Below are 22,937 nucleotides of genomic sequence, written 5' to 3' on the forward strand. Positions count from 1 at the left end.
CGCGAGCCTGTGCGCCATGGGGACGAAGATCTGGCGGCAGCTGACCGTGTGGCTGCACGTCGTCACTTCGGTGGGCTGGATGGGGCAGGCCCTGGCGCTGTTCACCCTCCTGGCGATCAGTCGGGCGAGTGAGGACGGCGCGGTCCGCGTCGCGGCGACGTCGATGGCGCACGAAATCGACACGCTCCTGCTGGCCCCACTTGCCAACGCCTCGGCGTTCACCGGTTTCATGCTCGCCGCCGCGACGGCTTGGGGCTTCACCCGGCACTGGTGGGTGCTGGCGAAGTTCGCGATCACGCTCGTCCAGCTCTACGCCGGGATCTTCCTGCTGTCGGGGGCTTTACGGGATTCCGTGGGCAGTGATCCACCGCCGGTGGCGCTGGTCGCCGGTACCGCGCTGATGGCGAGCGCGCTCGCGTTCCAGGCGTGGCTTTCGGTGGCGAAGCCGTGGGGCAAGGTCCGCTCGGGCGCGAAGCCGCCGACCGCGCCGACGTGGGTGTTCGTCGCCGCGGTCCTCGCGCCACTCACCGACATCACGGTGGGCCTGCTGCTGGGCTATCCGCTGCCCGCGCTCTCGCTGATCGTGCTGATCTTCCAGCTGGTCCGCCGCCGCGCCGTCACCCGGCCGAAAGTCCCAGCTGGTCCACCGCCGTGATCCGGATGACCGCCGAACCCGCCTCGTCCGAAGCCGCCAGGTCGACCTCGGCGCTGATACCCCAGTCGTGGTCGCCCGCCGGATCGTCGAAGATCTGCCGCACCCGCCAGATCTCCTTCTCCTGCTCGATGATCAGCAGCTTCGGCCCGCGCGCGTCCGGCCCGATGCCGAGCGTTTCGTGCTCGTCGAAGTAGTCCTCGACGGCGTCTTCCCACGCGTCCGCGTCCCAGCCCGTCGCGGCGTCCAGTTCGCCGAGCGTCCCGTAGGCACGCCGCGACGCCAGCTCCACCCGGCGGAACAGTTCGTTGCGCACGAGCACCCGGAACGCCCGCTCGTTCCGCGTGACCGCGGGCGGCTCGGACGGCGGCCGCGTCGAAACCGGGCCCTCCTCTTCGGGATGCCGCAAGGCTTCCCACTCGTCGAGGAGGCTGGAGTCGACCTGGCGCACCAGTTCGCCGAGCCATTCGATGAGGTCCTGCAACCCCTCGTTCTTGGCCTCGTCCGGAACGGTGTGCCGCAGCGAGTCGTAGGTGTCGGTGAGGTACCGCAGCACCAGCCCCTCCGAGCGCGCCAGCTGGTAGAAACCGATGTACTCCACGAAGTTCATCGCGCGCTCGTACATGTCGCGCACGACGGACTTCGGCTTGAGCTCGTAGTCCTCGACCCACGGATGCCCTTGCCGGTAGCGGGAATACGCCGCCTCCAGCAGTTCCTCCAGCGGCTTCGGGTACGTGACGTTTTCGAGCAGTTCCATCCGCTCGTCGTACTCGATGCCCTCGGCCTTCATCGCCTGCACGGCCTCGCCGCGCGCCTTGAACTGCTGCTGCGACAGGACCGGACGCGGATTGTCCACAGTGGATTCCACAATGGACACGACGTCGAGCGGGTAGGACGGTGACTCGACGTCGAGGAGCTCGATCGCCGCCAGCGCGAACGGCGAAAGCGGCTGGTTCAGCGCGAAGTCGAACTGCAGGTCCACGGTGAGCCGCACGATGCGGCCCTGCTCGTCGGGCTCGTCGAGCCGTTCCACGACACCCGCCGCGAGCAGCGCGCGATAGATCGCGATCGCGCGCAGGATCAGTTTCCGCTGGGCGGAACGGTCGGAGTGGTTGTCCTCCAGCAGATGCCGCATCGAGTCGAAGGCGTTGCCCGGCCGGGAGATGACGTTCAGCAGCATCGAGTGGCTGACGTGGAAACTCGACGTCAGCGGCTCCGGCTCGGCCGCGATCAGCCGGTCGAAGGTGCTCTCCGTCCAGTTGACGAACCCCTCGGGCGCCTTCTTGCGGACGATCTTCTTTTTCTTCTTCGGATCGTCGCCCGCCTTCTCCAGCGCCTTGGCATTTTCGACGACGTGGTCCGGCGCCTGCACGACGACGTAACCGTCGGTGTCGTAGCCCGCACGGCCCGCTCGGCCGGCGATCTGATGGAACTCGCGCGCCTTGAGATGCCGTTGCCGCACACCGTCGTACTTCGTCAGCGCTGAAAAGACCACTGTGCGGATTGGTACGTTGATGCCGACACCGAGCGTGTCGGTCCCGCAGATCACCTTCAGCAACCCGGCCTGCGCGAGCTGCTCGACCAGGCGCCGGTACTTCGGCAGCATGCCGGCGTGGTGCACGCCGATCCCGTGCCGGACCAGCCTCGACAGCGTCTTCCCGAACCCTGCCGAGAAGCGGAAGTCGCCGAGCATCTCGGCGATGGCCTCCTTCTCCGCCTTCGAGGTGACGTTGATGCTCATCAGCGTCTGCGCGCGCTCGATCGCCGCGGCCTGCGAGAAGTGCACGACGTAGACCGGTGACTGGCCCCCGTTGAGCAGCTCGGACATCGTCTCGTGCAACGGCGTCAGCGCGTAGCGGAAGGTGAGCGGCACCGGCCGCTGCGCCGAGGTGACCACCGCGGTCGGACGGCCGGTCCGGCGGGTGAGATCTTTTTCGAAGAACGAGACGTCGCCCAGCGTCGCCGACATGAGCACGAACTGCGCGTTCGGCAGCTCCAGCAGCGGCACCTGCCACGCCCAGCCGCGATCCGGCTCCGAGTAGAAATGGAACTCGTCCGCGACGACCTGGCCCACCGGCGCGTCGGCACCGAAGCGCAACGCCATGTTCGCCAGGATTTCCGCCGTGCAGCAGATGATCGGCGCGTCGGCGTTCACCGCCGAGTCACCGGTCATCATGCCGACGTTCTCCGGGCCGAAGATCTCGATCAGCTGGAAGAACTTCTCCGAGACGAGCGCCTTGATCGGGGCCGTGTAGTAGCTGCGGCGGCCGTGCGCGAGCGCGGTGAAGTGCGCCCCGACCGCGACCAGGCTCTTTCCCGAGCCCGTCGGCGTCGACAGGATCAGGTTCGCTCCGGAGACCACCTCGATGATGGCCTCTTCCTGCGCGGGGTACAGCTCCAACCCGCGCTCGGCCGTCCAGGTGGAGAAGGCTTCGAACAGCGAGTCGGGGTCGGGATCCGCAGGCAGGAGGTCTGTAAGTGTCATCAGAGGACCTATCGTGCCATCCGTTGGTCGCTTCTTGCCCAGGGGTGATCGCGCCCTCCGCCGGAAACCCGTAGGCTTCGCGGTACCGCGCACCTTCCGGGCACCATCACCCGGCCGCGCACACAGGCGGTAATCCGAGAGGGCTAAAGGAATGGCACAGGACATCATCCCGATCGAACTCGGCCTGCCACAGGGTGACGTCGTCACTCTCTGGGCGCCGCGCTGGCGGGAAGACGGCGAGGAGTGGGAAGCCTTCCTCGGCGACGAGGAGGACCTGTACGCCTTCCCGGACGCCGCGCATCTCGCCGCTTTCGTACGGACCTCCGAGCAGCACGACCTGCTCGACCACCCCGCGTGGGAGGTCGTCCCGGCGCTGAACGTGCCCGAGCTCATCCCGGACGACGACCACACCTACGACCTGGTGGGCGTCCCCGAGCTGGTCGCCGAGAAGCCGGACCAGTGGACGCTCGGCGAGCTGGCCGAGATCATCGGCATCGTGCGTTCGCTCGCGGACGTGTGCGAGCTCGAAGAGGTCCACGAAGTCCTCGACGCGCACGAGAGCTTCTCGCTGCTGGACCAGGGCACGCTGCCCTTCTCCGGCCGTGACGGCGAGCGCCTCTGGGCGGACCTGTCGCAGGCGGTCTCCGAGAAGTGGGACACCGTGCTCGACGCGATCGACGGTCTCGTGACCGTCCCCGACGTCGACGAGAAGGTGCTGGAGCAGACCGCGGAGGAACTCGCGACCTTCCTCGCGGAGTCCGCCGAGGCCGAAGCGGCCGCTGTCGACGCGGATCTGGTGGACGACGCGGACGAGGACGACGACGAAGACGACGAGCCCGTCGGCTTCTGGGGCGAGGTCGGCATCGACCCGATCAAGATCATCACCTCCGGCGCCGAGTACTACACGCTGCGCTGCTACCTCGACGACAAGCCGATCTTCCTCGGCAGCGAAGGCGAGATCGACGTCTTCACCTCCGAGAAGGCCCTGATCCGCGCGATCGCGGACGGCAAGGACCTGGCGGACAACGACCTCGCCCAAGTGTCCACTTGGGACGAGGTGGCCACGAAGGCCACCGCCGGTGAGCTCGAGATCGAGGTCGACGCCGAGAACACGTACGTGCTGAACGGCATCGCCGAGGACATCGCCGAAGGCCCGGAGTCGATCGACCCGACCCAGCTGGAGCTGGCCGTCGAGCTGATCACCGACGCCGCCGAGTGGGCCGACGACGACAGCGTCGAAACCGCGCTGGCCGCCAACGAAAGCCTCGGCTGGCTGGTGTCGTTCGTGCTGCGGCCGGACCCCTCGCGCCTCGAGCCGAGCGCTCCGTTCGACGCCGAGCAGTCGGAGTGGCGCAAACTCGTCGAGACCTTCGAGAACCGGCTAGCTGTGTTGTAGCTCGCGCGCTGACGAAAAGCGCGCCGAAGGGGCGTCGTTCCGCTTCAACGTCGAGTTGAGCGGGAGGCGCCCCTTCATCGCGTTTTCGTGGGCCTTCGGCCCGAAAGAGGCGCGCGAGGTGAAGTCTCCGTCGGGCGCGGAGCGCCCTTGGGGAGACCTCCTTGGTCACCTAGTGGGGCCCCTCAGCTCTTTCGTGGTTGACGGGGACCAAGGCAACGGCGAGTGCTGGGAAGACCGCGGCCACGCAGAACGCCAGGGCGTACCGCGAATCACCGATCACGAGCCCCAACATCGGCGGCGTCAGGGCCGCGGCGATGTTCTGGCCGGTGTTCTGCGTGCCCATCGCCCGCCCCGCCCACGCGAGCCCGGCCATCTCCGCCGACGCGGTGAACCCGAGCCCGTTGTCGGACACGGTGATCACCGCGGCCAGGACGAGCGCGAGCAGCACCAGCCACGGCCACGTCGCGTCCCCGAGCGCGACCAGCAGCATCACCGCGGCGCTCGCGACCGCCAGCCGCCGCATCGGCCGCAGCCTGCTGCCGACGCGGTCGGACCAGTAGCCCGACGCGATCCTGCCCAGCGCGCCGAGGATCTGGACGGCGCCGACGAACCAGCCCGCGGACGCCGCCGTCCAGCCGTGCACGGTCACCAGGTACACGGGGGTGAACGCGGAGACCGCGAACTGCGGGACGACGAGCAGCGCGCTCGCGCCATGGACCCGCCACAACGCCGGCTTCCGGTACGGCGACGGCGGTTTCTCCACCTTGCCCGCTTCGGCCTCCGGACGCGGCGGATCGACCAGGAGCCAGGCGACCAGGAGCGCGACACCGATCGCGGTCAGCGCGGGCAGCAGGAACGAGACTTGGAAACCCCAGCGGTCCGCGATCGGCGGGAGCCCGAAGGCGGCGACACCCACCCCGAGCGGCTGGGCCATCTGGCGGATGCCCATCGCGAGGCCGCGTTCGGCCGGGCCGAACCAGCCGAGGACGGCCCGGCCGCTCGCGGCGTTCACTGACGCGGTGCTCGCGCCGGCGAGCAGAAACACCCCAAAGAGGGTCCCGAGCGAGTGGTCGCCGACGGCGGCGTACACGAGGAGTAACCCCGAGACGCCGAGCCCGACGGCCATTACCAAACGCTCTCCGTAACGGTCTGCCGCCGCACCCCACAAGATCAAGGTGAACAACAGGCCAAGGCTCGGCGCCGCGACCACAGTCCCCGCTTCGGCGAGCGAGAGCCCCTCCGCACTCTGCATCGACGGCACCAGGAACGGGATCCCGTAGAGGAACGAACAGCTCGCGGTCTGCGCGGCAAGACCGAGCGTGAGGATGAGCCAGCGTCGTTTGCCGCCGTTCCTCACGTCCACGACCTGCGCCATCTTCGCCACCGTTTCACTATATGGGAAATAACTCCTATATAGTGAACAATAGTTGGCTATGCTAACGAACGCAAGGACGCATACCCCGGCTTGATGACCGTGTTGATGATGTCGAGCCGCTGGTCGAAATCGAGGAAGGCGGATTTCATCGCATTGATCGTGAACCACTCGAGATCGGCCAACCCGAAGCCGAACGCCTCGCTCAGCGCCGCGAATTCGCTGGTCATCGAGCAGCCGCTCATCAGCCGGTTGTCGGTGTTGACGGTGACCCGGAACCGCAGCCTGGCGAGCAGGCCGATCGGATGCTCGGCGATCGAGCGCGCCGCTCCCGTCTGGACATTGGACGTGGGACAGATCTCGAGCGGGATGCGCCGGTCGCGGACGTAGGCGGCCAACCGTCCCAAATGGACCGTGCCGTCACTGTCGGTCTTGATGTCGTCGACGATGCGCACGCCGTGTCCGAGCCGCTCCGCGCCACAATGCTGAATCGCCTCCCAAATGGACGCGAGCCCGAACGCCTCACCGGCATGAATGGTGAAATGCGCATTATTCGTCCGCAGGAACTCGAATGCGTCGAGATTTCTGGTAGGCGGAAATCCGTCTTCCGGTCCGGCGATGTCGAACCCGACCACACCGGCGTCGCGGTAGCGGACGGCGAGGCCGGCGATCTCGAGCGCCCTGGCGTGCTGGCGCATCGCGCAGAGCAACGTCCCGACGCGGATCCGGCCGCCGCCGGCCGCCACTCTCCGTTCACCTTCGGCGAACCCGGCCTGAATGGCCTCGACCACCGCATCGAGTGACAGTCCGCGTTCGACGAAGAGTTCGGGGGCGTAACGCACCTCGGCGTAGACGACGCCGTCGGCCGCGAGGTCTTCCACCGCCTCGGCGGCCACTCTGACCAGCGCTTCCTCGGTCTGCATGACGCCACAGGTATGCGCGAACGTCTCAAGGTACGAGACGAGGGAGCCGGAATCGGCCGCGTCGCGGAACCAACGGCCGAGTTCGACGGGATCGCTGGTCGGCAAGGCCTGATACCCGGTCTGTTCGGCGAGTTCGGCGACCGTGGCAGGCCGCAATCCGCCGTCCAGGTGGTCGTGGAGGAGAACCTTGGGAGCGCGGGCCAGTACCGCCTCCGGGATGCTGGGTCTGCTGCTTTCAGAGGACATACGTAACGGTAACCAGCCTGTCATTCCCCTACATGGTGGTAACTTCCGCGAGCCGGTTAACCCTCGGCTTTGTCGATCACGAGCTGAATCGGCCATCAGGGGCAGAGCTCGGCATTGTCCGATACCCGGGGGCCATACGCAGAGCAATTTCGCAATGGATAAGCTTCACGTCACGTCCCTCCCATTTCCCCGCCCACGAAGGACACCGCAGTGACCACTGACAACCACATTGCAGCCCCGTCCTTCGACCGGATGCGCAACATGCTGGTGCGCGCGGCCGAAGTGCGTGAGAGCGAACAGCAGCAGATCTTCGACGCGCTCGACGACATCTACGCACGTCTGGCCCCCGTCGACTCGCTCGGCGCGGTGCGCAAGCGGCTCTCGGAGATGCCCGACCGCACCGAGACCAGCGTGCTCGCCGAACGTCTCGACGAGACCATGTCGCGGCTCGAAGCGCAGGACACCGCGATCGCCGCGCTGACCCGCGCCGTCGAAAGCATCGTCGACAAGCTGGCCAAGCCGTTCGCTCAGCTCGACGGCCGCCTCGACGGCATGGCCGCGCGTCTGGAAGGCGTCGGGGGCCGGATGGACGGGCTCGAGGACAAGCTCCAGAACATCCACCGCCGCCTCGACGAGCTCGGCGCGCACCTCGACAAGCAGGACGTGAGGACCGACGCGCTGCCGCAGTCGGTGATCGGCCCGGTGCGCGAGCGCGTCGAGCAGGCCGAGTCCACCTTGCGGGACCGCGTCGACACCGTCGACCGCGAGCTGCGCACCCGCGTCGAGAACCTCGACAAGGCGACCAAGGAAAGCCTCACCGCGAACACGGAGGCGCTGAAGACCGCGCTGACCGAGACCGGCGAGATGATCGACGCCTCGGAGCGCCTCGACGGCCTCGGCGACCGCCTCGAGAAGGTCACCTCGCGACTGGACGACCTGGCCGAGCGGCTCGACAAGGTCGAGGACGGCTTCACCGGGCGCCTCGGCGACCTCGACGGCTCGATCCGCTCCGGCCTGTCGAAGGTCGAGAGCACGCTGCAGAAGCAGCCGGACACCGATTCGGTCGACTCGCTGGTGCGCAAGAGCAACGACGAGTCCGTGCGCCGCATCGGCGGCCAGCTGGACGAGGCCATGGCGACCTTCGCGGAGCTGATGCTCGGCGGCGGACCGGCCGTGCAGCAGATCGCCCCGCCGCCGCCCGCCCCGCGTCAGCCGCGTCGCAGCTCGCGCAACGGCCGGGCGCCCAAGGCGGCCGACGCCAAGGCGAAGGCCGACGGCGCCGACGAGACCACCGACTGACGCTCTCTTAACGCGTGAAGGTCCCCTTCCTCCGGCTCCGCCGAGGGAAGGGGACCTTCACGCTTCTCGGGCCACGACCTGCGTTTAGCGGGCTAATCGCGATCCGCCGCCCCCATGCGTTTCGTCCTCTGGATGCGGCAGGGCCCAACCTCGACGAGGGTGCATGTCCGGGGCCCGGCGTCGGTCGGGCCGGGTCGATGTCCCCAATGCCACATTGGGGACACTCTCGCTCCCGGCAAGACCCAGCCGCCACGCCCTGCGCCTTAGGCATTTCGTCCTCTGGATGCGGTAGTTGCACGCGCAAGTACCGCATCCAGAGGACGAAATGCGGGGGTCCGGGGCGCGGACAGATCGCGTTTAGCCCGCTAAACGCAGGTCAGGGCCGCACGGTCTCCAGGACGAGCGGAGCGGAGGCCGGAGCGTCCGAGGAGACGGCGTAGGCGTCTTCGAGCGCAGCGAGAGCCGAAGGAACAGCGTCCGGCGTATCGGTGTGCAGCTCCAGCAGCGGCTGCCCGGCCGAAACCTTGTCGCCCGGCTTCGCCAGGCATAGAACGCCGGCCGCGGCCTGCACCGGATCCTCCTTGCGCGCCCGTCCGGCCCCGAGCCGCCAAGCGGCGACCCCGACCGAATACGCGTCCAGAAACGTCAACACTCCATCAGTGGGCGCCGAGACGACGTGGACGTGCTTGGGTCGCGGCAAAGGAGCGTCCGGATCACCGCCCTGCGCGGCGATCATCCGGCACCACGTCTCGTAAGCCCGACCCGACGCAAGCACCGCTGCGGGGTCCACATCGGACAATCCCGCCAGCGCCAGCATCTCCCTGGCCAAAGCCACGGTCAGCTCGACGACGTCGGCCGGGCCACCGCCGCGCAGCACCTCGACCGACTCCGCGACCTCGATCGCGTTGCCGACGGCATGGCCCAACGGCACGTTCATGTCCGTGATCAGCGCCGTCGTGGCGACGCCGTGCGCGGTCCCGATCTCCACCAGCGTCCGCGCGAGTTCGCGGGCCTGCGGAAGCGTCTTCATGAACGCGCCCGAACCGGTCTTCACATCGAGGACCAGCCCCGCCGAACCTTCCGCGATCTTCTTGCTCATGATCGAGCTCGCGATCAGCGGGATCGACTCCACCGTCGAAGTCACGTCCCGCAGCGCGTACAGCTTCTTGTCCGCCGGAGCCAGCCCGGAGGTCGCCGCGCAGACCACCGCGCCGACCTCGTCGAGCTGCTGGATGATCTCCGATGTCGACAAAGAGGCACGCCAGCCCGGAATCGACTCCAGCTTGTCCAGCGTTCCGCCGGTGTGCCCGAGCCCGCGCCCGGACAGCTGCGGCACGGCCGCGCCGCAGGCCGCGACGAGCGGCGCCAGCGGGAGCGTGATCTTGTCGCCGACCCCGCCCGTCGAGTGCTTGTCGATCGTCGGACGGCTGACCTTCAGCTCCAGCCGCTCCCCCGACGAGATCATCGCGCCGGTCCAGCGCGCGATCTCCCCGGAGTCCATCCCCCGCAGGAAGATGGCCATCGCGAGCGCGGCCATCTGCTCCTCGGCGATGTCGCCGCGCGTGTACGCGTCGATGGTCCAGTCGATCTGCTCGTCGGACAGCCGTCCGCCGTCCCGCTTCGCGCGGATGACGTCGACGGCGGCGAACGCGCTCACGGCAGGTCGTCCGGCCCGAACGCGTCCGGCAGCACCGCGGACATCGGCAGGATGCCACTCGGGGTGTCCACCAGGCAGTCGGATCCGCCGTGCTCGAACAGGATCTGACGGCAGCGCCCGCACGGCATCAGCAGGTCACCGGCGCCGCTGCGGCAGGCGACGGCGACGAGCTTGCCGCCGCCGGTCAGCCGCAGCTGCCCCGCCATCGTGCATTCCGCGCACATTCCCAAGCCATACGAAGCGTTCTCGACGTTGCAGCCGACGACGATCCGGCCGTCGTCCACCACGCCCGCCACACCGACGTGCAGACCGGAGTACGGCGCGTACGCCGACTTCGCCGCCTCGACGGCCTTGGCCCGCAAGGCTTCCCAGTCGTACTCCGCCATGTCAGTCCTCACCTCGCCGGTACAGCGCACCATCGGCCTTCGGCGGCCGCAGCCGCTGCGAAGCCACCGCCAGCACGATCAGCGTCACGAAGTGCGCGGTGTACGGGATGAGGTCGCTGGGCAGGTCGTCGTTGGTCCAGTAGATCGCGTACAGCGCGCCGGCGCCGACGACACCGAGCGCGGAAGCGATCCACTGACGGCGGAACAACTGCACCGCCACGATCACGGCCAGCAGGATCACCGCGCCGTACAGCAGCGCGAGCACCGCGGTGCCGCCACCGGCGAGCTGGAGACCGTCCGCGTAACCGAACAGCGCCGCGCCGCCGAGCAGGCCGCCCGGCCGCCAGTTGCCGAAGATCATCGCCGCGAGGCCGATGTACCCGCGGTTGTTGGTCTGGTTCTCCAGGTAGTCCGCACCACCGGCGAGCAGCACGAGCGACGCGCCACCCATCCCGGCGAGCCCGCCGGAGATGATCATGGCGACGTACTTGTGCAGGTAGACGTTCACGCCGAGGGATTCGGCCGCCACCGGGTTCTCACCGCAGGACCGCAGCCGCAGGCCGAACCGCGTCCGCCACAGCACGAGGTAGCTGATCGGGACCAGCGCGATCGCGATCATCGTCAGCGGCGCGACCTCGGTGATCAGGCCGTTGAGGATGCCGGCGAGGTCGGAGATGAAGACGCGCTGCATCTTCTCCAGATCCGAGAGCCAGTCCGAGAGGAACGTCGCCGAATAGGTGTCGAACTTCGGGACCGGCGGCGACTGGCGCGGGTTCCCCGAAAGCGGGGTGAACACCAGGTTCGCCAGGTACTTCGCGACCCCGAGACCGAGCAGGTTGATCGCCACGCCGGAGACGATGTGGTTGACGTTGAAGGTCACCGTCGCGACGGCGTGCAGCAGGCCGCCGAGCGCGCCGAACACGACCGCCGCGATCAGCCCGGCCCAGACACCGCCGTGGTACGCGCCCCAGGCGGCACCCCAGGTGCCGAGGATCATCATGCCTTCGAGACCGATGTTGATCACGCCCGCGCGTTCGGCCCAGAGGCCGCCGAGCGCGCACAGCAGGATCGGCAGCGCCAGCCGCAACGCGGTGTGCGCGGTGTTGGTCGAGGTCAGCGTGTTGACGCCGGTGGCGTACGACGCGATCGCGAGCACACCGACCGCCAGCAGACCCCAGATGGCGCCCTTGAGCCAGCCGGGGATGCGCCGCTTCGGCGGCTTCACCGGCATGGTGGTCCCGCCGGTGTTGGGCGAAAGAACGTCCGCGGTGGTCACACCGCACCTCCCTCGGACACGCTGGAACCCTTGCGGCCGTTGCCTGCCAGCGCGCGACCCACGCGGTGTTGTTCGGCGGCCAGTTCGGCGCGGCGCACGATCTCGTACGCGATGACGACCGACAGCACGATCACGCCCTGCATGATCGTGGCGATCTCTTTGGACACGTTGATCTGCTCCAGCGACACCGCGGACCGGTCGAGGAACGCCCACAGCAGGGCGCCCAGCGCGATCCCGGCCGGGTGGTTACGCCCGAGCAGGGCGACCGCGATGCCGGTGAAGCCGTACATCTGGGTCGAGGTGATGCCGTAGCTGAAGTCGCGGCCGAGCAGTTCCGGCATCGCGACCAGACCGGCGACACCACCGGAAAGCAGCATCGCGATCAGCGTCATCTTCTTGGCGTTGACGCCACCCGCCGCGGCGGCCGTCGTCGATTCGCCGGAGGCCTTGAGCTCGAAGCCGAACCGGGTCCGGTTGAGCATGAACCAGTAGGCCGCGCCGATCAGCGCCGCGATGAGCACGAAGCCGAACAGCTCGCCGGACCCGATCGGGATACCGGGGATCCGGCCGGTCTCGGCGATCTCGCGGGTGGCGATGTTGTTGCCGGTCTGCACGCCGAACTGGTCCGCGTTGACCAGGAACGCCACGATGCCGCCGACGATCGCGTTCAGCATGATCGTCGAGATGACCTCGGAAACACCTCGGGTCACCTTCAGCACGGCGGGGATGGCCGCGTAGAGCATGCCGCTCGCCACCGCGACGATCAGGATCGCGATCACATGGATCACCGGCGGCAGCTGCAACGCCCCGCCGATGATGGCGGTGACGATGGCGGCGAACCGGTACTGGCCCTCGACACCGATGTTGAAGAGGTTCATCTGGAAGCCGATGGCCACCGCGAGCCCGGACAGGTAGTAGACCGTCGCGAGGTTCACCGTGTCGACGGCGGTCGAGCCCTTGAAGAGCTGGCCGATCATCGTGCCGTAGGCCTGGAGCGGGTCGGCGCCCGAGATGATCAGCGCGATGGCCGTCAGGATGACCGCGAATACGATCGCGAGCAGAGGCGGCAGCAGCCTCGTACGCCAGGAACTCACGCTGTGCCTCCATTTTCTTCGGAGTCTTCGGAGGCACCCGTCATCGCGGAGCCCAGTTCCTGCGGGGTCACGGTCGCGGGGTCGGCCTCGCCGGCCAGTCGTCCGCGCAGCATGACCTGAATGGTGTCGGAAAGCCCGATCAGCTCGTCGAGGTCGGCCGAAACCAGCAGCACGGCCAGCCCGGCCGCGCGCGCCTGGCGGATCTGCTCCCAGATCAGCGCCTGCGCGCCGACGTCGACACCGCGCGTGGGATGCGACGCGATCAGCAGCACCGGGTTGCCGGAAAGCTCGCGCCCGACGATCAGCTTCTGCTGGTTACCACCCGAAAGCGCGGCGGCGGGGACATCGATGCCCGGCGTGCGGACGTCGTACTCCTCGACGATGCGGCGGGTGTCCTCCCGCGCGCCGTCGATGTCGAGCAACTGTCCTTTCGCGACCGGCTTGCGGGTCTGGTAGCCGAGGATCCGGTTGACCCACAAGGGTTGCCTGAGCAGAAGGCTGTGCCGTGTGCGGTCTTCGGCGATGTAGCCGATCCCGGCCTCGCGGCGGGCGAGCGTCCCCAGTTTGTGCAGTTCGACGGTCTTGCCGTCGGCCCCGGTCAGTTCGATCCGGCCGCCGCCCTTGCGCATGCCCATGATCGTCTCGACGAGTTCGGTCTGGCCGTTGCCTTCGACGCCGGCGATCCCGAGCACTTCACCCGCGTGCACGGTGAAGGAGATGTGGTCGAGCACGTTGCGCTCGGAGCCCTCGACGCTCAAGCAGACGTCGTCCAGGCGGAGGACCGGCCGATCGGTCACAGTGGACTCACGGGTCTCCGGGCTGGGCAGCTCCGTGCCGACCATCATCTCGGCCAGCTGACGTGAGGTGATCGTCTTCGGATCGGCCGTGCCGACGGTGGTGCCGCGGCGGATCACGGTGACCGTGTCGGCGATCGCGCGCACCTCGTCGAGCTTGTGCGAGATGAAGATGAAGGTGAAGCCGTCCTTCTGCATGGCGCGGACGGTCTCGAACAGCGCGTCGACCTCCTGCGGGACGAGCACCGCGGTGGGCTCGTCGAGGATGATGATCCGGGCGCCGCGGTAGAGCACCTTCACGATCTCCACGCGCTGGCGGTCGGCGACGCCGAGTTCTTCGAGCAGCGCGTCCGGCCGGGCGTGCAGGCCGACGCGTTCGGCCAGCTCCGCCAGCCTCGCCCTGGCCGCGCGGCCGATGCCGTGCAGGTTCTCCGCGCCGAGGAAGACGTTCTCCCCGACGGTCAGGTTGTCGGCCAGCATGAAGTGCTGGTGGACCATCCCGATCCCGGCCTTGATGGCGTCCTGCGGGTTGCGCAGTTTCACCGGTTCGCCGTTGATCGCGATGTCGCCCTCGTCCGGCTGCTGCATACCGTAGAGGATCTTCATCAGGGTCGATTTGCCCGCGCCGTTCTCGCCGCAGACAGCGTGCACCTCGCCCTTGGTGACGGTGAGGTTGACGTCGGAGTTGGCGACGACACCGGGGAACCGCTTCGTGATCCCGGTCAGCTGCACGGCCGGTTCACCCCGGTCGGGGGCGTCGGTGACCTCGGCCTGGGGAGCGCTCATGAAAAGCCATCCAGTTCTGGGTAAACAGGTTGGGGCTCGGAAGGGGTTACCCTCCCGAGCCCCGTACCTGGTGAAGCTTACTTCTGCGGCTTGTCCGAGACGGTGATCGCCCCGGAGACGATCTGCGCCTTGTACCCGTCGAGGACGTCCTTGATGTCGTCGACCTTCCCACCGGAGGTGGCGTAGCCGATGCCGTCGACCTTGAGGTCGAACCGCTTCGGCAGCGACGTCAGGTCGCCCTTCGCCAGCGCGCGCAGGTAGTCGAACACCGCCACGTCGACGCGCTTGAGCATCGAGGTGATGATGACGTCCTTCGACGCCTCGACCGTCTTCTGGTTGTACTGGTCGGAGTCGACGCCGATGGCGAACGCGTTGTTCGACTTCGCGGCCTCGAAAACGCCCTTACCGGAGGCGCCGGCGGCGTGATAGATCACGTCCGCGCCCTTGGCGATCTGGGCGGCGGCCTTCACGTTGCCCTTCGCCGGGTCCTGGAACCCGGAGAAGTCACCGGCCGGGGTGAGGTACTCGTCCTCGATCTTGGCCTTGGTCGAAGCGGCCTTCACCCCCTGGAGGAAGCCGGCCTCGAACTTCTGGATCAGCGGCGTGTTCACGCCACCGACGAAGCCGACGTGGCACTTCTTCGACTTGTAGGCGGCGGCGACACCGGCCAGGAACGAGCCCTGCTCCTCGGCGAAGACGAGCGAGGTGACGTTCGGGGCCTTGACGGAGTCGTCGTCGACGATCGCGAACTGGGTGTTCGGGTACTTCGGCGCGATGGCGCCGACGGCCTTGGCGTAGGCGAAGCCGACCGCGATGATCGGGCTGAAGCCCTGCGAAGCGAGCTGGTCGAGACGCTGCGACTTGGCGGCCTCGTCCTCGGTCGCGGCGGCGGTGCTTTCGGTGACCGTCGTGACGCCGAGCTCGGCCTTCGCCTTGTCGGTACCGGCGGCGGCGGAGTCGTTGAAGGACGCGTCGCCGCGGCCGCCGACGTCGAAGGCCAGCGCGACCTTGAGCTTGCTGCCGTCGACCTTCTCGGTCGACTGCGCGGAGCTGCTCGACGCGGCCGGCGCGGCGGGCGGCTTCGGCGCCGTCACGCAGCTGGCGGACTGGTCCCCAGAGCCCGCGTTGTTGTTGTTCCCCGCACCTGAATCCTTCGCGCATCCGGCCAGTACCAGAGCACCGGCCATGGCGGCGGCGGCCAGCGCGGTTCCACGCATGCGACGCAACGTGTGTCTCCCTCCCCGCTGATCCAGCGGATGGTCCGAAGAAAGCGACCCGGCGACACTGCCGGGTTCGACCGAGAGACGGTACCTAACGGCCGCTTTGCTGCCATAGGAAAGGCACGCTACGTAACACAAACGTTTACTCATGAGTCGTACGCGCGACGAATGGAGTACTCACCGTGAGCACAACGGAGTAATCGCAGCCAGCACTCGGCCCACCGGCCGCGGGGAAGACCCAAGATCGTCACGCACCGTTCTGGGCGCCCCCGACGACCTTCGCGTCCACAGTGGACGAACCGGTGAGTTACCGGCCCGCATCACCCGATCGGGCAAGGGCCCCGATGTCTGGTCCATCACACAGAGGAACCCGGAGGTGAGCCCACCGTGAGGTGCGGGTCTAGCATCCCTGGTATCCACGCTCGATGACCATGATCTCGGCACCGTCGCCGGAGCCGTCCCCAGGTGGACGTCCCGGCGGCAGGCGCGGAAACCAGCGGTCAGCGGGCCCAAGCCATGACGTTGGAGGCCGTTCACCGATGTCCACCACGGCTAGCACCGCCACCGAGGCGGCCGCGAGCGATCGGGCGGGTGCCTCACGCCGGCAAGGGACCTTCTACCGGGGCGACCCCGGTATGTGGTCCTGGGTGCTGCACCGCATCACCGGCGTGCTGACATTCTTCTTCCTCTTCGTGCACGTGCTCGACACCGCGCTCGTGCGCGTGTCGCCCGACACGTACAACGAGGTCATCGAGACCTACAAGACCCCGCTGGTCAACCTCCTCGAGGTCGGCCTGGTCGGCGCGGTGCTGTTCCACGCGCTCAACGGCATCCGGGTCATGCTGGTCGACTTCTGGGAGAAGGGACCGAAGTTCCAGAAGCCGATGCTCTGGACCATCCTGGCCATCTGGGTCGTGGTGATGATTCCCGGTGCCTTCTTCATGATGAAGCGCACCGTCGAAGTTATGTTCGGGGGGCACTGACCATGGCAACCGAAGTTCTCGCACTCGACAAGCCGCGTTCGCCGAAGCGCCCGGCCGCCCGCCGCAGCAACTTCGAGCTCTACAGCTGGCTGTTCATGCGCATCTCGGGCCTCGCGCTGGTCGTGCTGGTGCTCGGCCACCTGTTCATCATGAACATCCTCGACGGTGGCGTGCACCGCATCAACTGGGGCTTCGTCGCCGGCCGCTGGGCCTCGCCGTTCTGGCAGTTCTGGGACCTGTCGATGCTCTGGCTCGCCGAGATCCACGGCGGCAACGGGCTGCGGACGATCATCGACGACTACGCCCGCAAGGACAGCACCCGGTTCTGGCTGAAGATCGTGCTCTACGTCTCGATGGTGCTGATCCTCGCCGTCGGCACGATGGTGATCTTCACCTTCGATCCCGGCATCTCGGCCAACTGACGGCCCCACCACACACGTAAAGCGGAGTTCTCAATGCAGTTCCACAAGTACGACGTGGTGATCGTCGGCGCCGGTGGCGCCGGCATGCGCGCGGCCATCGAATCCGGCCAGCGTGCCCGCACCGCGGTGCTCACCAAGCTCTACCCGACGCGTTCGCACACCGGCGCCGCCCAGGGCGGTATGTGCGCCGCGCTGGCGAACGTCGAAGAGGACAACTGGGAGTGGCACACCTTCGACACGATCAAGGGCGGCGACTACCTGGTCGACCAGGACGCCGCCGAGATCATGGCGAAGGAAGCCATCGACGCGGTCCTCGATCTCGAGAAGATGGGCCTGCCGTTCAACCGGACGCCCGAGGGCAAGATCGACCAGCGCCGTTTCGGCGGGCACACCCGTGACCACGGCAAGGCCGCGGTGCGCCGCGCCTGCTACGCCGCGGACCGCACCGGGCACATGATCCTGCAGACGCTCTACCAGAACTGCGTCAAGCACGGCACCGAGTTCTTCAACGAGTTCTACGTGCTCGACCTGGTGCTGACCCCGGACGAGGACGGCAACCCGATCGCGTCCGGCGTCGTCGCCTACGAGCTGGCGACCGGTGAGCTGCACGTCTTCCAGGCGAAGTCGATCGTGTTCGCCACCGGCGGCGCGGGCAAGATCTTCAAGACGACGTCGAACGCGCACACCCTCACCGGTGACGGCCTCGGCATCATCTTCCGCAAGGGCCTGCCGCTGGAGGACATGGAGTTCTTCCAGTTCCACCCGACAGGTCTGGCCGGGCTCGGCATCCTCATCTCCGAGGCCGTGCGCGGTGAGGGCGGCATCCTCCGCAACGCCGACGGCGAGCGGTTCATGGAGCGCTACGCCCCCACCATCAAGGACCTCGCGCCGCGCGACATCGTCGCCCGGTCGATGGTGCAGGAAGTGCTGCAGGGCCGCGGTTGCGGGCCGAACAAGGACTACGTCGTCCTCGACGTCACGCACATCCCGGAAGAGACGCTGAACGCGAAACTGCCGGACATCATGGAGTTCTCGCGGACGTACCTGGGCGTCGACCCGGTCACCGAACCGGTGCCGGTGTTCCCGACCTGCCACTACGTGATGGGCGGTATCCCGACCAACGTCCACGGCGAGGCGTTGCGGGACAACGAGAACGTCATCCCCGGCCTGTACGCCGCGGGTGAGGTGGCGTGTGTGTCCGTGCACGGCTCGAACCGGCTCGGCACCAACTCGCTGCTCGACATCAACGTGTTCGGCCGCCGCGCCGGCATCGCCGCCGCGGAGTACGCGCTGGCGCACGACCACGTCGAACTGCCGGAGAACCCGACTCGCGTGGTGGAAGACCAGCTCGCGCTGCTGCTTTCGGAGCACGGTGACGAGCGCGTCGCCGACATCCGCACCGAGCTGCAGCGGACCATGGACTCGCACGCCTCGGTGTACCGCACGGAGGACACGCTCAAGCAGGCGCTGACCGACGTGCAGGCGCTGAAGGAGCGGTACAGCCGGATCACCGTGTCGGACAAGGGGAAGCGGTACAACACCGACGTCCTCGAGGCCGTCGAGCTGGGCTTCCTGCTCGAACTGGCCGAGGTCCTCGTCGTCGGCGCCCTGGCGCGTAAGGAATCCCGCGGTGGGCACGCGCGCGAGGACTACCCGAACCGCGACGACACGAACTTCATGCGGCACACCATGGCCTACAAGCAGGGTGAAGGCCTGACGGCCGACGTCCGCCTCGACTACAAGCCGGTGACCTTCACCCGCTACGAACCGATGGAGCGGAAGTACTGATGACCACGGCCACCCCCGAGAAGTCGGAGGCCGTGTCCTCCGACCACACGCCGATCACCGTCACGCTGAAGATCCTCCGGTTCAACCCCGAAGTCGACACCGAGCCGCACTGGGAGTCCTACGACGTCCCGGCGCAGCGCACCGATCGGCTGCTGAACCTGCTCTTCTACGTGAAGGACTACATCGACGGGACGTTCTCGTTCCGGCGCTCGTGCGCGCACGGCGTCTGCGGTTCCGACGCGATGCAGATCAACGGCATCAACCGGCTGGCGTGCAAGGTCCTGATGAAGGACCTGCTGTCGCAGGACGGCAAGAAGACGACCATCACCATCGCGCCGATCAAGGGTCTGACCACGCTCAAGGACCTTTACGTCGACATGGACCCGTTCTTCGAGGCGTACAAGGCCGTCAAGCCGTACCTCATCGCCTACGGGAACGAGCCCACGCGCGAGCGGATCCAGTCTCAGGCCGACCGCGACCGGTTCGACGACACGACCAAGTGCATCCTGTGCGCCTGCTGCACGTCCTCGTGCCCGGTGTACTGGAACGACGGCTCGTACTTCGGCCCGGCCGCGATCGTCAACGCGCACCGGTTCATCTTCGACTCGCGTGACGAAGGCGCCGAAGAGCGTTTGGACATCCTGAACGACTCCGAGGGTGTCTGGCGCTGCCGGACGACGTTCAACTGCACCGATGCCTGCCCGCGCGGCATCCAGGTCACCAAAGCAATCCAGGAAGTCAAACGCGCCCTGCTCTTCAAGCGCGTCTGACGGAGCGGAGCGTTGGGGTTCTCGAATTCGCCACCGAAGCAGGTCGCATTCATTTCATCGGCCACGTGCCCCAGGCGGAACTTGCTGGTCCGCTCACCATCGATGCTGACCGCGGTCAGCTTGGAGACGATGTCGGACTTGCGGTCCATGTACACCCAGGCCGATGCGCTGAAGCTCTCGTCCGTGCGCAGATCGACACCGGTGGTGCCGACGGCTCCGGTCTTGCCGTCGAACTGCACGGAGNACTCTCAGGGTAGGGAAGGAGGCCTTCACGGAAAGCCGCTACTCCAGCACCCGAGCGAGAGCGGCCGAGTCGGCTGTACCCGGCAGCCGGTCGAAAGCCTCCGGGTCGATGTACCCGACAGCGCCCGTGCTCACGTCCCGCAGCATGTTGTACAGCCCCGCCATCACCGCGCGCGTGAACCGCTCCCGGTGCTGCTGCCCGAGCGTCTGCGTCTGCCCGCGTACCTCGAACAGCACCGTCCCCGTCCCGTTCAGCGCGAACGAAGACCGCGCCTGCCCCGGCAGATCCCGGTCCGGCGCATGCGGATACCGCGCCCCGACGAAACCGCGCGACGTCATCCCGTTGAACGCGCTGATCGCCAGCTGCCGCGATTCGTCCTTTGTGTACACATCGCGGTACTTCGCGTACTTCTGGCCTGGCTCGAAGAACTTGTCGGGCAGCGGCGGGTAATCGATGCCGACGTCGAGCAGCCGGTTGCTGCCTTCCTGCCGGACGCAGGCGCCTTGATGGTGGAGATCGACATAGACGTCGGGCACCTTCCCCCGCGAAGCGGTCAGCTCCAGGTAAACCGAACGCAGCGCCCGCGCCTCGGGCGTGACGAACCACCCCGGCCGATCCGGCGCGCCCGGGAAGTCCTCCGCGCGCGGGACGTAGGCCAGGTCCGGGTTGAAGTCGCGGTTGACGTCGAATCCCGGCCGCTTGCGGTAGTCGTCGCCCTGGAGGACGCCGCTGAGGTAGTTCCAGGCGGGCGGCCGGTCCTTCAGCTGAGGGAACTTCCGCTGTACCTCCGCCCACGAAAGGTCGTTGCCGCGCCGGTCGAGTTCGGCGCCGTCCGGGTTCAGTTTCGGCACCGCGACGAAGGTGATGGTCTTCCGCAGCCGCTCGGCGTCCCGCGACTCCGACGTGCCGAGGTAGTCGAGGATGCGCAGCAGGGCGTCGGTGCCGGTCTTCTCGTTTCCGTGGATCTCGCTGGAGACCACGAAGACCTTCGGGCCGGTCCCGACGGTCGCCTGGTGGATCACCCGGCCGCGGTTGGACCGCCCGGCCTCCTTGACCGCCACCCGCCCTTTGCTCACCCGTTCGAGCCTGCCGAGTTCCCGCACCATCTCGCGATAGTCGGTGAACTCGTCGATGGGCAGCTCCCGCGGCTCGTCGCTGCAGGGCGCCACCGGGGCCGCCACCGCCGCGGGCGCGCTGACGAGCGGGAGCATCGCCAGCCCCACCACCAAGGGAACCAACCGACCGGACAACGACATCGTGAACTCCCCACTGTCGAAGGTGCTCACAACGTAGCGAGGACACCATCGGAAGGGCCAGGAAAACGAAACCGGGGCCGAGCCACGAACGTGGACCGGCCCCGGCGATCGCGCGAAAACTACTTCACCGCGTCCAGAGCGTTGACGCGGCCGTGACCGTAGTACGAGTTGTCCTTGTCCGGACCTTCACAGACCGGCGCCGCGGTTCCGCAGGGAACCGTGTCCGCCTGGTGTTCGAGCAGCCACCTCAGCGCCGCGGGCGGAGCGTGCCGGAAACGGGACGCCAGCAGCGCGGCGACACCGGCGACGTGCGGAGACGCCATCGAGGTGCCGCACTTGGCGCCGTAGCCGCCGTTGAAGATGGTCGACAGCGGGCAGCCGACCCCCTGTCCGGTGGGCGGCAGCTGGGCGCGGTCGCCACCGGGGGCGGTGACCGAAACGTCGTCACCGTAGTTGCTGTACGACGACTTCGTGCCCGCGTAGCCGATGGCCGAGACGTTGACGACGCCGTCGATGGCCTTGGGCAGGATGCCGCAGCTCTCGTCGACCGGGTGAGGACGGTTCGGGTCGGTGGTCTGCTTGTCCGGGTCGAAACCGCTGTTGCCGGCGGCGGCGACGTTCAGCACGCCACGGCCGGTCGAGTAGACCACCGCGCGGCGGACGGCCTCGTACGCGGCCGCGTCGCCCGGCTCCTTCGAGCAGTAGAACATGCCCGGGTCGATGTAGTAGCTGTTGTTCGTGACCGGGAAGCGGTGCTTCGCCGCCCACATGAACCCGCACACCGCGGCCTCGGGGAGGATCAGGCCGTCGTCGTTCACGACCTTCACCGACGCCAGCTTGACGCCGGGCGCGACACCGGTGAAGCCGCGTGCGGCGTCCTTGCCCGCGATCGTGCCGGCGACGTGCGTGCCGTGGTCGGAGTTCGTGGGTGCCCAGGCGGCGGGCGTGGTGTCGGGCGCGCCGCTGTTGCAGCCTGCCGACACCTTCGGGTCGAGGGCCGCCTTCAGCGCGGGGTGGGTGGGCTCGATGCCCGAGTCCAGCACGCCGACGGTCACCGACCGGCTGCCACCGGAGATCTTGTTCGCCTCGGGAGCCTGGATCGCCCGCATGTCCCACTGCTGGGCCGACAGGTCCTCTTCGACGGCGACGCTGGTGGTCTCTTCGTTTTCCTTGGTGTCGACCACGGCGGAGCGGGTCGAGCGGGTGGTGGCCGCGGGCGGGAACGCGACGTCACGGCCGCCCGAGTAGGCGCGGAAGACGCCGATCTTCGCCTGGAAGTCGGCGTTGCGGGAGGTCGCGACCGCGACCCCGATCTCCGGGTAGTACGCGACCTTCTCGCCGCACTTGGCGCGCAGCTCGTTGTCGACCTTGCGCTCCGGGGTGCGCGGGTCGTAGAGCACCACGTAGTTGAACGGGGCGCTCGCGGTGTCGCACTGCGGCGCGGGCGCGGCGCTCGCCGACGGAGCCGCGAACACGCTTCCCGCCGCCGCCGCGACGAGCGCGGGGACGAGCAGGCGTCTGATCCGGGACATTCCACCTCCATGATTCGGTGGAGTGAACGTAAGGGAGCCGAAGGCCGGCCACCACCGTCAAAAGGACGACAAACCTGATCAGGCGTCAGCCTTTTCAGCGCCCCGTGACTTGGCGCCACGCAGCGTGCGCAGACCGATGAGCCCGATGATGGTGCCGAGCACGAACGAGACGACCGTCAGCACGGCGTGCACGATGAAGTAGGCGGTGGGCGAGCCGTCCGCGGCCCAGGCGCGGTCACTGTCCCAGAGGTTCTTGGCGAACGTGATCCAGATGATCCACGACCACACGCCGAAACCCAGCAGGAACATCGAAGTACCTCGCGAAATGCGCATGCCCCTGAGTATGCAGCGAGCCC

Annotated in this window: 19 protein-coding genes; 7 read left to right on the plus strand and 12 right to left on the minus strand. The window is 67.8% G+C overall.

Annotated elements, in window-relative coordinates; translation table 11 throughout:
- Positions 1 to 16: 16 nt before the first annotated feature.
- The gene (locus LCL61_RS40395; protein WP_340684606.1) at positions 17 to 655 is read left to right on the plus strand and encodes a hypothetical protein; all 639 of its coding nucleotides are present in this window, start codon (positions 17 to 19) and stop codon (positions 653 to 655) included.
- Here the strand turns inward: LCL61_RS40395 and LCL61_RS40400 are convergent.
- Complete coding sequence (locus tag LCL61_RS40400; RefSeq protein WP_340684607.1) at positions 618 to 3,137, minus strand: DEAD/DEAH box helicase; 2,520 nt, start codon at positions 3,135 to 3,137, stop codon at positions 618 to 620. The genes LCL61_RS40395 and LCL61_RS40400 overlap by 38 nt on opposite strands.
- A gap of 151 nt (positions 3,138 to 3,288) precedes the next feature.
- Here LCL61_RS40400 and LCL61_RS40405 point away from each other — a divergent pair, with 151 nt between their 5' ends.
- Entirely contained in the window at positions 3,289 to 4,533 is a 1,245-nt protein-coding gene (locus LCL61_RS40405) for a primosomal protein (RefSeq protein ID WP_340684608.1), read from the plus strand.
- 169 nt (positions 4,534 to 4,702) lie between these two features.
- Here the strand turns inward: LCL61_RS40405 and LCL61_RS40410 are convergent, their stop codons facing one another.
- Positions 4,703 to 5,908 carry an MFS transporter gene (locus tag LCL61_RS40410; RefSeq protein WP_340688804.1) on the minus strand — a complete coding sequence of 402 codons (1,206 nt, stop codon included), beginning with the start codon at positions 5,906 to 5,908 and terminating at the stop codon, positions 4,703 to 4,705.
- Between the two features lie 56 nt (positions 5,909 to 5,964).
- Positions 5,965 to 7,074, minus strand: a complete 1,110-nt coding sequence (locus LCL61_RS40415) for an adenosine deaminase (protein WP_340688805.1) — start codon at positions 7,072 to 7,074, stop codon at positions 5,965 to 5,967.
- Between the two features lie 210 nt (positions 7,075 to 7,284).
- Between LCL61_RS40415 and LCL61_RS40420 the strand changes: the two genes are divergently transcribed.
- Positions 7,285 to 8,373 carry a PA containing protein gene (locus tag LCL61_RS40420; RefSeq protein WP_340684609.1) on the plus strand — a complete coding sequence of 363 codons (1,089 nt, stop codon included), beginning with the start codon at positions 7,285 to 7,287 and terminating at the stop codon, positions 8,371 to 8,373.
- 376 nt (positions 8,374 to 8,749) lie between these two features.
- Here LCL61_RS40420 and LCL61_RS40425 read toward each other — a convergent pair whose 3' ends face one another.
- The 6 genes from LCL61_RS40425 to LCL61_RS40450 form a co-directional block, all read right to left on the minus strand.
- Positions 8,750 to 10,030, minus strand: a complete 1,281-nt coding sequence (locus LCL61_RS40425; RefSeq protein WP_340684610.1) for a thymidine phosphorylase — start codon at positions 10,028 to 10,030, stop codon at positions 8,750 to 8,752.
- Complete coding sequence (locus tag LCL61_RS40430) at positions 10,027 to 10,416, minus strand: cytidine deaminase (RefSeq protein WP_340684611.1); 390 nt, start codon at positions 10,414 to 10,416, stop codon at positions 10,027 to 10,029. Before LCL61_RS40430 ends, LCL61_RS40425 begins: the two co-directional genes overlap by 4 nt.
- A 1-nt stretch (position 10,417) precedes the next feature.
- Positions 10,418 to 11,692, minus strand: coding sequence for an ABC transporter permease (locus tag LCL61_RS40435; protein ID WP_340684612.1), 1,275 nt, complete (start codon positions 11,690 to 11,692; stop codon positions 10,418 to 10,420).
- A complete protein-coding gene (locus LCL61_RS40440) occupies positions 11,689 to 12,786 on the minus strand; it encodes an ABC transporter permease (protein WP_340684613.1) in 1,098 nt (365 codons plus the stop codon). Before LCL61_RS40440 ends, LCL61_RS40435 begins: the two co-directional genes overlap by 4 nt.
- Positions 12,783 to 14,366 (minus strand): ABC transporter ATP-binding protein, encoded by a 1,584-nt coding sequence (locus LCL61_RS40445; protein WP_340684614.1) that lies wholly within the window; start codon positions 14,364 to 14,366, stop codon positions 12,783 to 12,785. Before LCL61_RS40445 ends, LCL61_RS40440 begins: the two co-directional genes overlap by 4 nt.
- A 77-nt stretch (positions 14,367 to 14,443) precedes the next feature.
- Positions 14,444 to 15,583 (minus strand): BMP family ABC transporter substrate-binding protein, encoded by a 1,140-nt coding sequence (locus LCL61_RS40450; RefSeq protein WP_340684615.1) that lies wholly within the window; start codon positions 15,581 to 15,583, stop codon positions 14,444 to 14,446.
- A 542-nt stretch (positions 15,584 to 16,125) separates the two neighbouring features.
- Between LCL61_RS40450 and sdhC the strand changes: the two genes are divergently transcribed.
- The 4 genes from sdhC to LCL61_RS40470 are packed head-to-tail and all read left to right on the plus strand — an operon-like array spanning position 16,126 to position 19,549.
- Positions 16,126 to 16,569 carry a succinate dehydrogenase, cytochrome b556 subunit gene (gene sdhC / locus LCL61_RS40455; RefSeq protein ID WP_081809635.1) on the plus strand — a complete coding sequence of 148 codons (444 nt, stop codon included), beginning with the start codon at positions 16,126 to 16,128 and terminating at the stop codon, positions 16,567 to 16,569.
- A gap of 2 nt (positions 16,570 to 16,571) precedes the next feature.
- Positions 16,572 to 16,991 (plus strand): succinate dehydrogenase hydrophobic membrane anchor subunit, encoded by a 420-nt coding sequence (locus LCL61_RS40460; RefSeq protein ID WP_016331258.1) that lies wholly within the window; start codon positions 16,572 to 16,574, stop codon positions 16,989 to 16,991.
- A 33-nt stretch (positions 16,992 to 17,024) separates the two neighbouring features.
- Positions 17,025 to 18,779: a succinate dehydrogenase flavoprotein subunit gene (gene sdhA, locus LCL61_RS40465; RefSeq protein WP_340684616.1), complete on the plus strand. Its 1,755-nt coding sequence runs from the start codon at positions 17,025 to 17,027 to the stop codon at positions 18,777 to 18,779.
- Positions 18,779 to 19,549, plus strand: coding sequence for a succinate dehydrogenase iron-sulfur subunit (locus LCL61_RS40470; RefSeq protein WP_125680091.1), 771 nt, complete (start codon positions 18,779 to 18,781; stop codon positions 19,547 to 19,549). The genes sdhA and LCL61_RS40470 overlap by 1 nt, the downstream gene beginning before the upstream one ends.
- A 282-nt stretch (positions 19,550 to 19,831) precedes the next feature.
- Here LCL61_RS40470 and LCL61_RS40475 read toward each other — a convergent pair whose 3' ends face one another.
- The 3 genes from LCL61_RS40475 to LCL61_RS40485 all read right to left on the minus strand — a co-directional run bounded on the left by LCL61_RS40475 (position 19,832) and on the right by LCL61_RS40485 (position 22,914).
- Positions 19,832 to 21,049: a M14 family zinc carboxypeptidase gene (locus tag LCL61_RS40475; RefSeq protein ID WP_340684617.1), complete on the minus strand. Its 1,218-nt coding sequence runs from the start codon at positions 21,047 to 21,049 to the stop codon at positions 19,832 to 19,834.
- 119 nt (positions 21,050 to 21,168) lie between these two features.
- Positions 21,169 to 22,581 carry a S8 family peptidase gene (locus tag LCL61_RS40480; protein ID WP_340684618.1) on the minus strand — a complete coding sequence of 471 codons (1,413 nt, stop codon included), beginning with the start codon at positions 22,579 to 22,581 and terminating at the stop codon, positions 21,169 to 21,171.
- A gap of 78 nt (positions 22,582 to 22,659) precedes the next feature.
- Positions 22,660 to 22,914: an SCO4848 family membrane protein gene (locus LCL61_RS40485; protein WP_340684619.1), complete on the minus strand. Its 255-nt coding sequence runs from the start codon at positions 22,912 to 22,914 to the stop codon at positions 22,660 to 22,662.
- Between the last annotated feature and the right edge of the window lie 23 nt (positions 22,915 to 22,937).

Origin of the sequence: Amycolatopsis coloradensis, assembly GCF_037997115.1 — a bacterium.
Classification (GTDB): domain Bacteria; phylum Actinomycetota; class Actinomycetes; order Mycobacteriales; family Pseudonocardiaceae; genus Amycolatopsis; species Amycolatopsis coloradensis_A.

What these genes read in the sequence shown, in the direction of transcription:
- LCL61_RS40475 (WP_340684617.1), bottom strand. Translation starts at nt 21,049, where the DNA reads ATGTCGTTGTCCGGTCGGTTGGTTCCCTTGGTGGTGGGGCTGGCGATG.
- LCL61_RS40410 (WP_340688804.1), bottom strand. Translation starts at nt 5,908, where the DNA reads ATGGCGCAGGTCGTGGACGTGAGGAACGGCGGCAAACGACGCTGGCTC.
- sdhC (WP_081809635.1), top strand. Translation starts at nt 16,126, where the DNA reads ATGTCCACCACGGCTAGCACCGCCACCGAGGCGGCCGCGAGCGATCGG.
- LCL61_RS40485 (WP_340684619.1), bottom strand. Translation starts at nt 22,914, where the DNA reads ATGCGCATTTCGCGAGGTACTTCGATGTTCCTGCTGGGTTTCGGCGTG.
- LCL61_RS40400 (WP_340684607.1), bottom strand. Translation starts at nt 3,137, where the DNA reads ATGACACTTACAGACCTCCTGCCTGCGGATCCCGACCCCGACTCGCTG.
- LCL61_RS40445 (WP_340684614.1), bottom strand. Translation starts at nt 14,366, where the DNA reads ATGAGCGCTCCCCAGGCCGAGGTCACCGACGCCCCCGACCGGGGTGAA.
- LCL61_RS40450 (WP_340684615.1), bottom strand. Translation starts at nt 15,583, where the DNA reads ATGCGTGGAACCGCGCTGGCCGCCGCCGCCATGGCCGGTGCTCTGGTA.
- LCL61_RS40480 (WP_340684618.1), bottom strand. Translation starts at nt 22,581, where the DNA reads ATGTCCCGGATCAGACGCCTGCTCGTCCCCGCGCTCGTCGCGGCGGCG.
- sdhA (WP_340684616.1), top strand. Translation starts at nt 17,025, where the DNA reads ATGCAGTTCCACAAGTACGACGTGGTGATCGTCGGCGCCGGTGGCGCC.
- LCL61_RS40395 (WP_340684606.1), top strand. Translation starts at nt 17, where the DNA reads ATGGGGACGAAGATCTGGCGGCAGCTGACCGTGTGGCTGCACGTCGTC.
- LCL61_RS40405 (WP_340684608.1), top strand. Translation starts at nt 3,289, where the DNA reads ATGGCACAGGACATCATCCCGATCGAACTCGGCCTGCCACAGGGTGAC.
- LCL61_RS40470 (WP_125680091.1), top strand. Translation starts at nt 18,779, where the DNA reads ATGACCACGGCCACCCCCGAGAAGTCGGAGGCCGTGTCCTCCGACCAC.
- LCL61_RS40415 (WP_340688805.1), bottom strand. Translation starts at nt 7,074, where the DNA reads ATGTCCTCTGAAAGCAGCAGACCCAGCATCCCGGAGGCGGTACTGGCC.
- LCL61_RS40430 (WP_340684611.1), bottom strand. Translation starts at nt 10,416, where the DNA reads ATGGCGGAGTACGACTGGGAAGCCTTGCGGGCCAAGGCCGTCGAGGCG.
- LCL61_RS40460 (WP_016331258.1), top strand. Translation starts at nt 16,572, where the DNA reads ATGGCAACCGAAGTTCTCGCACTCGACAAGCCGCGTTCGCCGAAGCGC.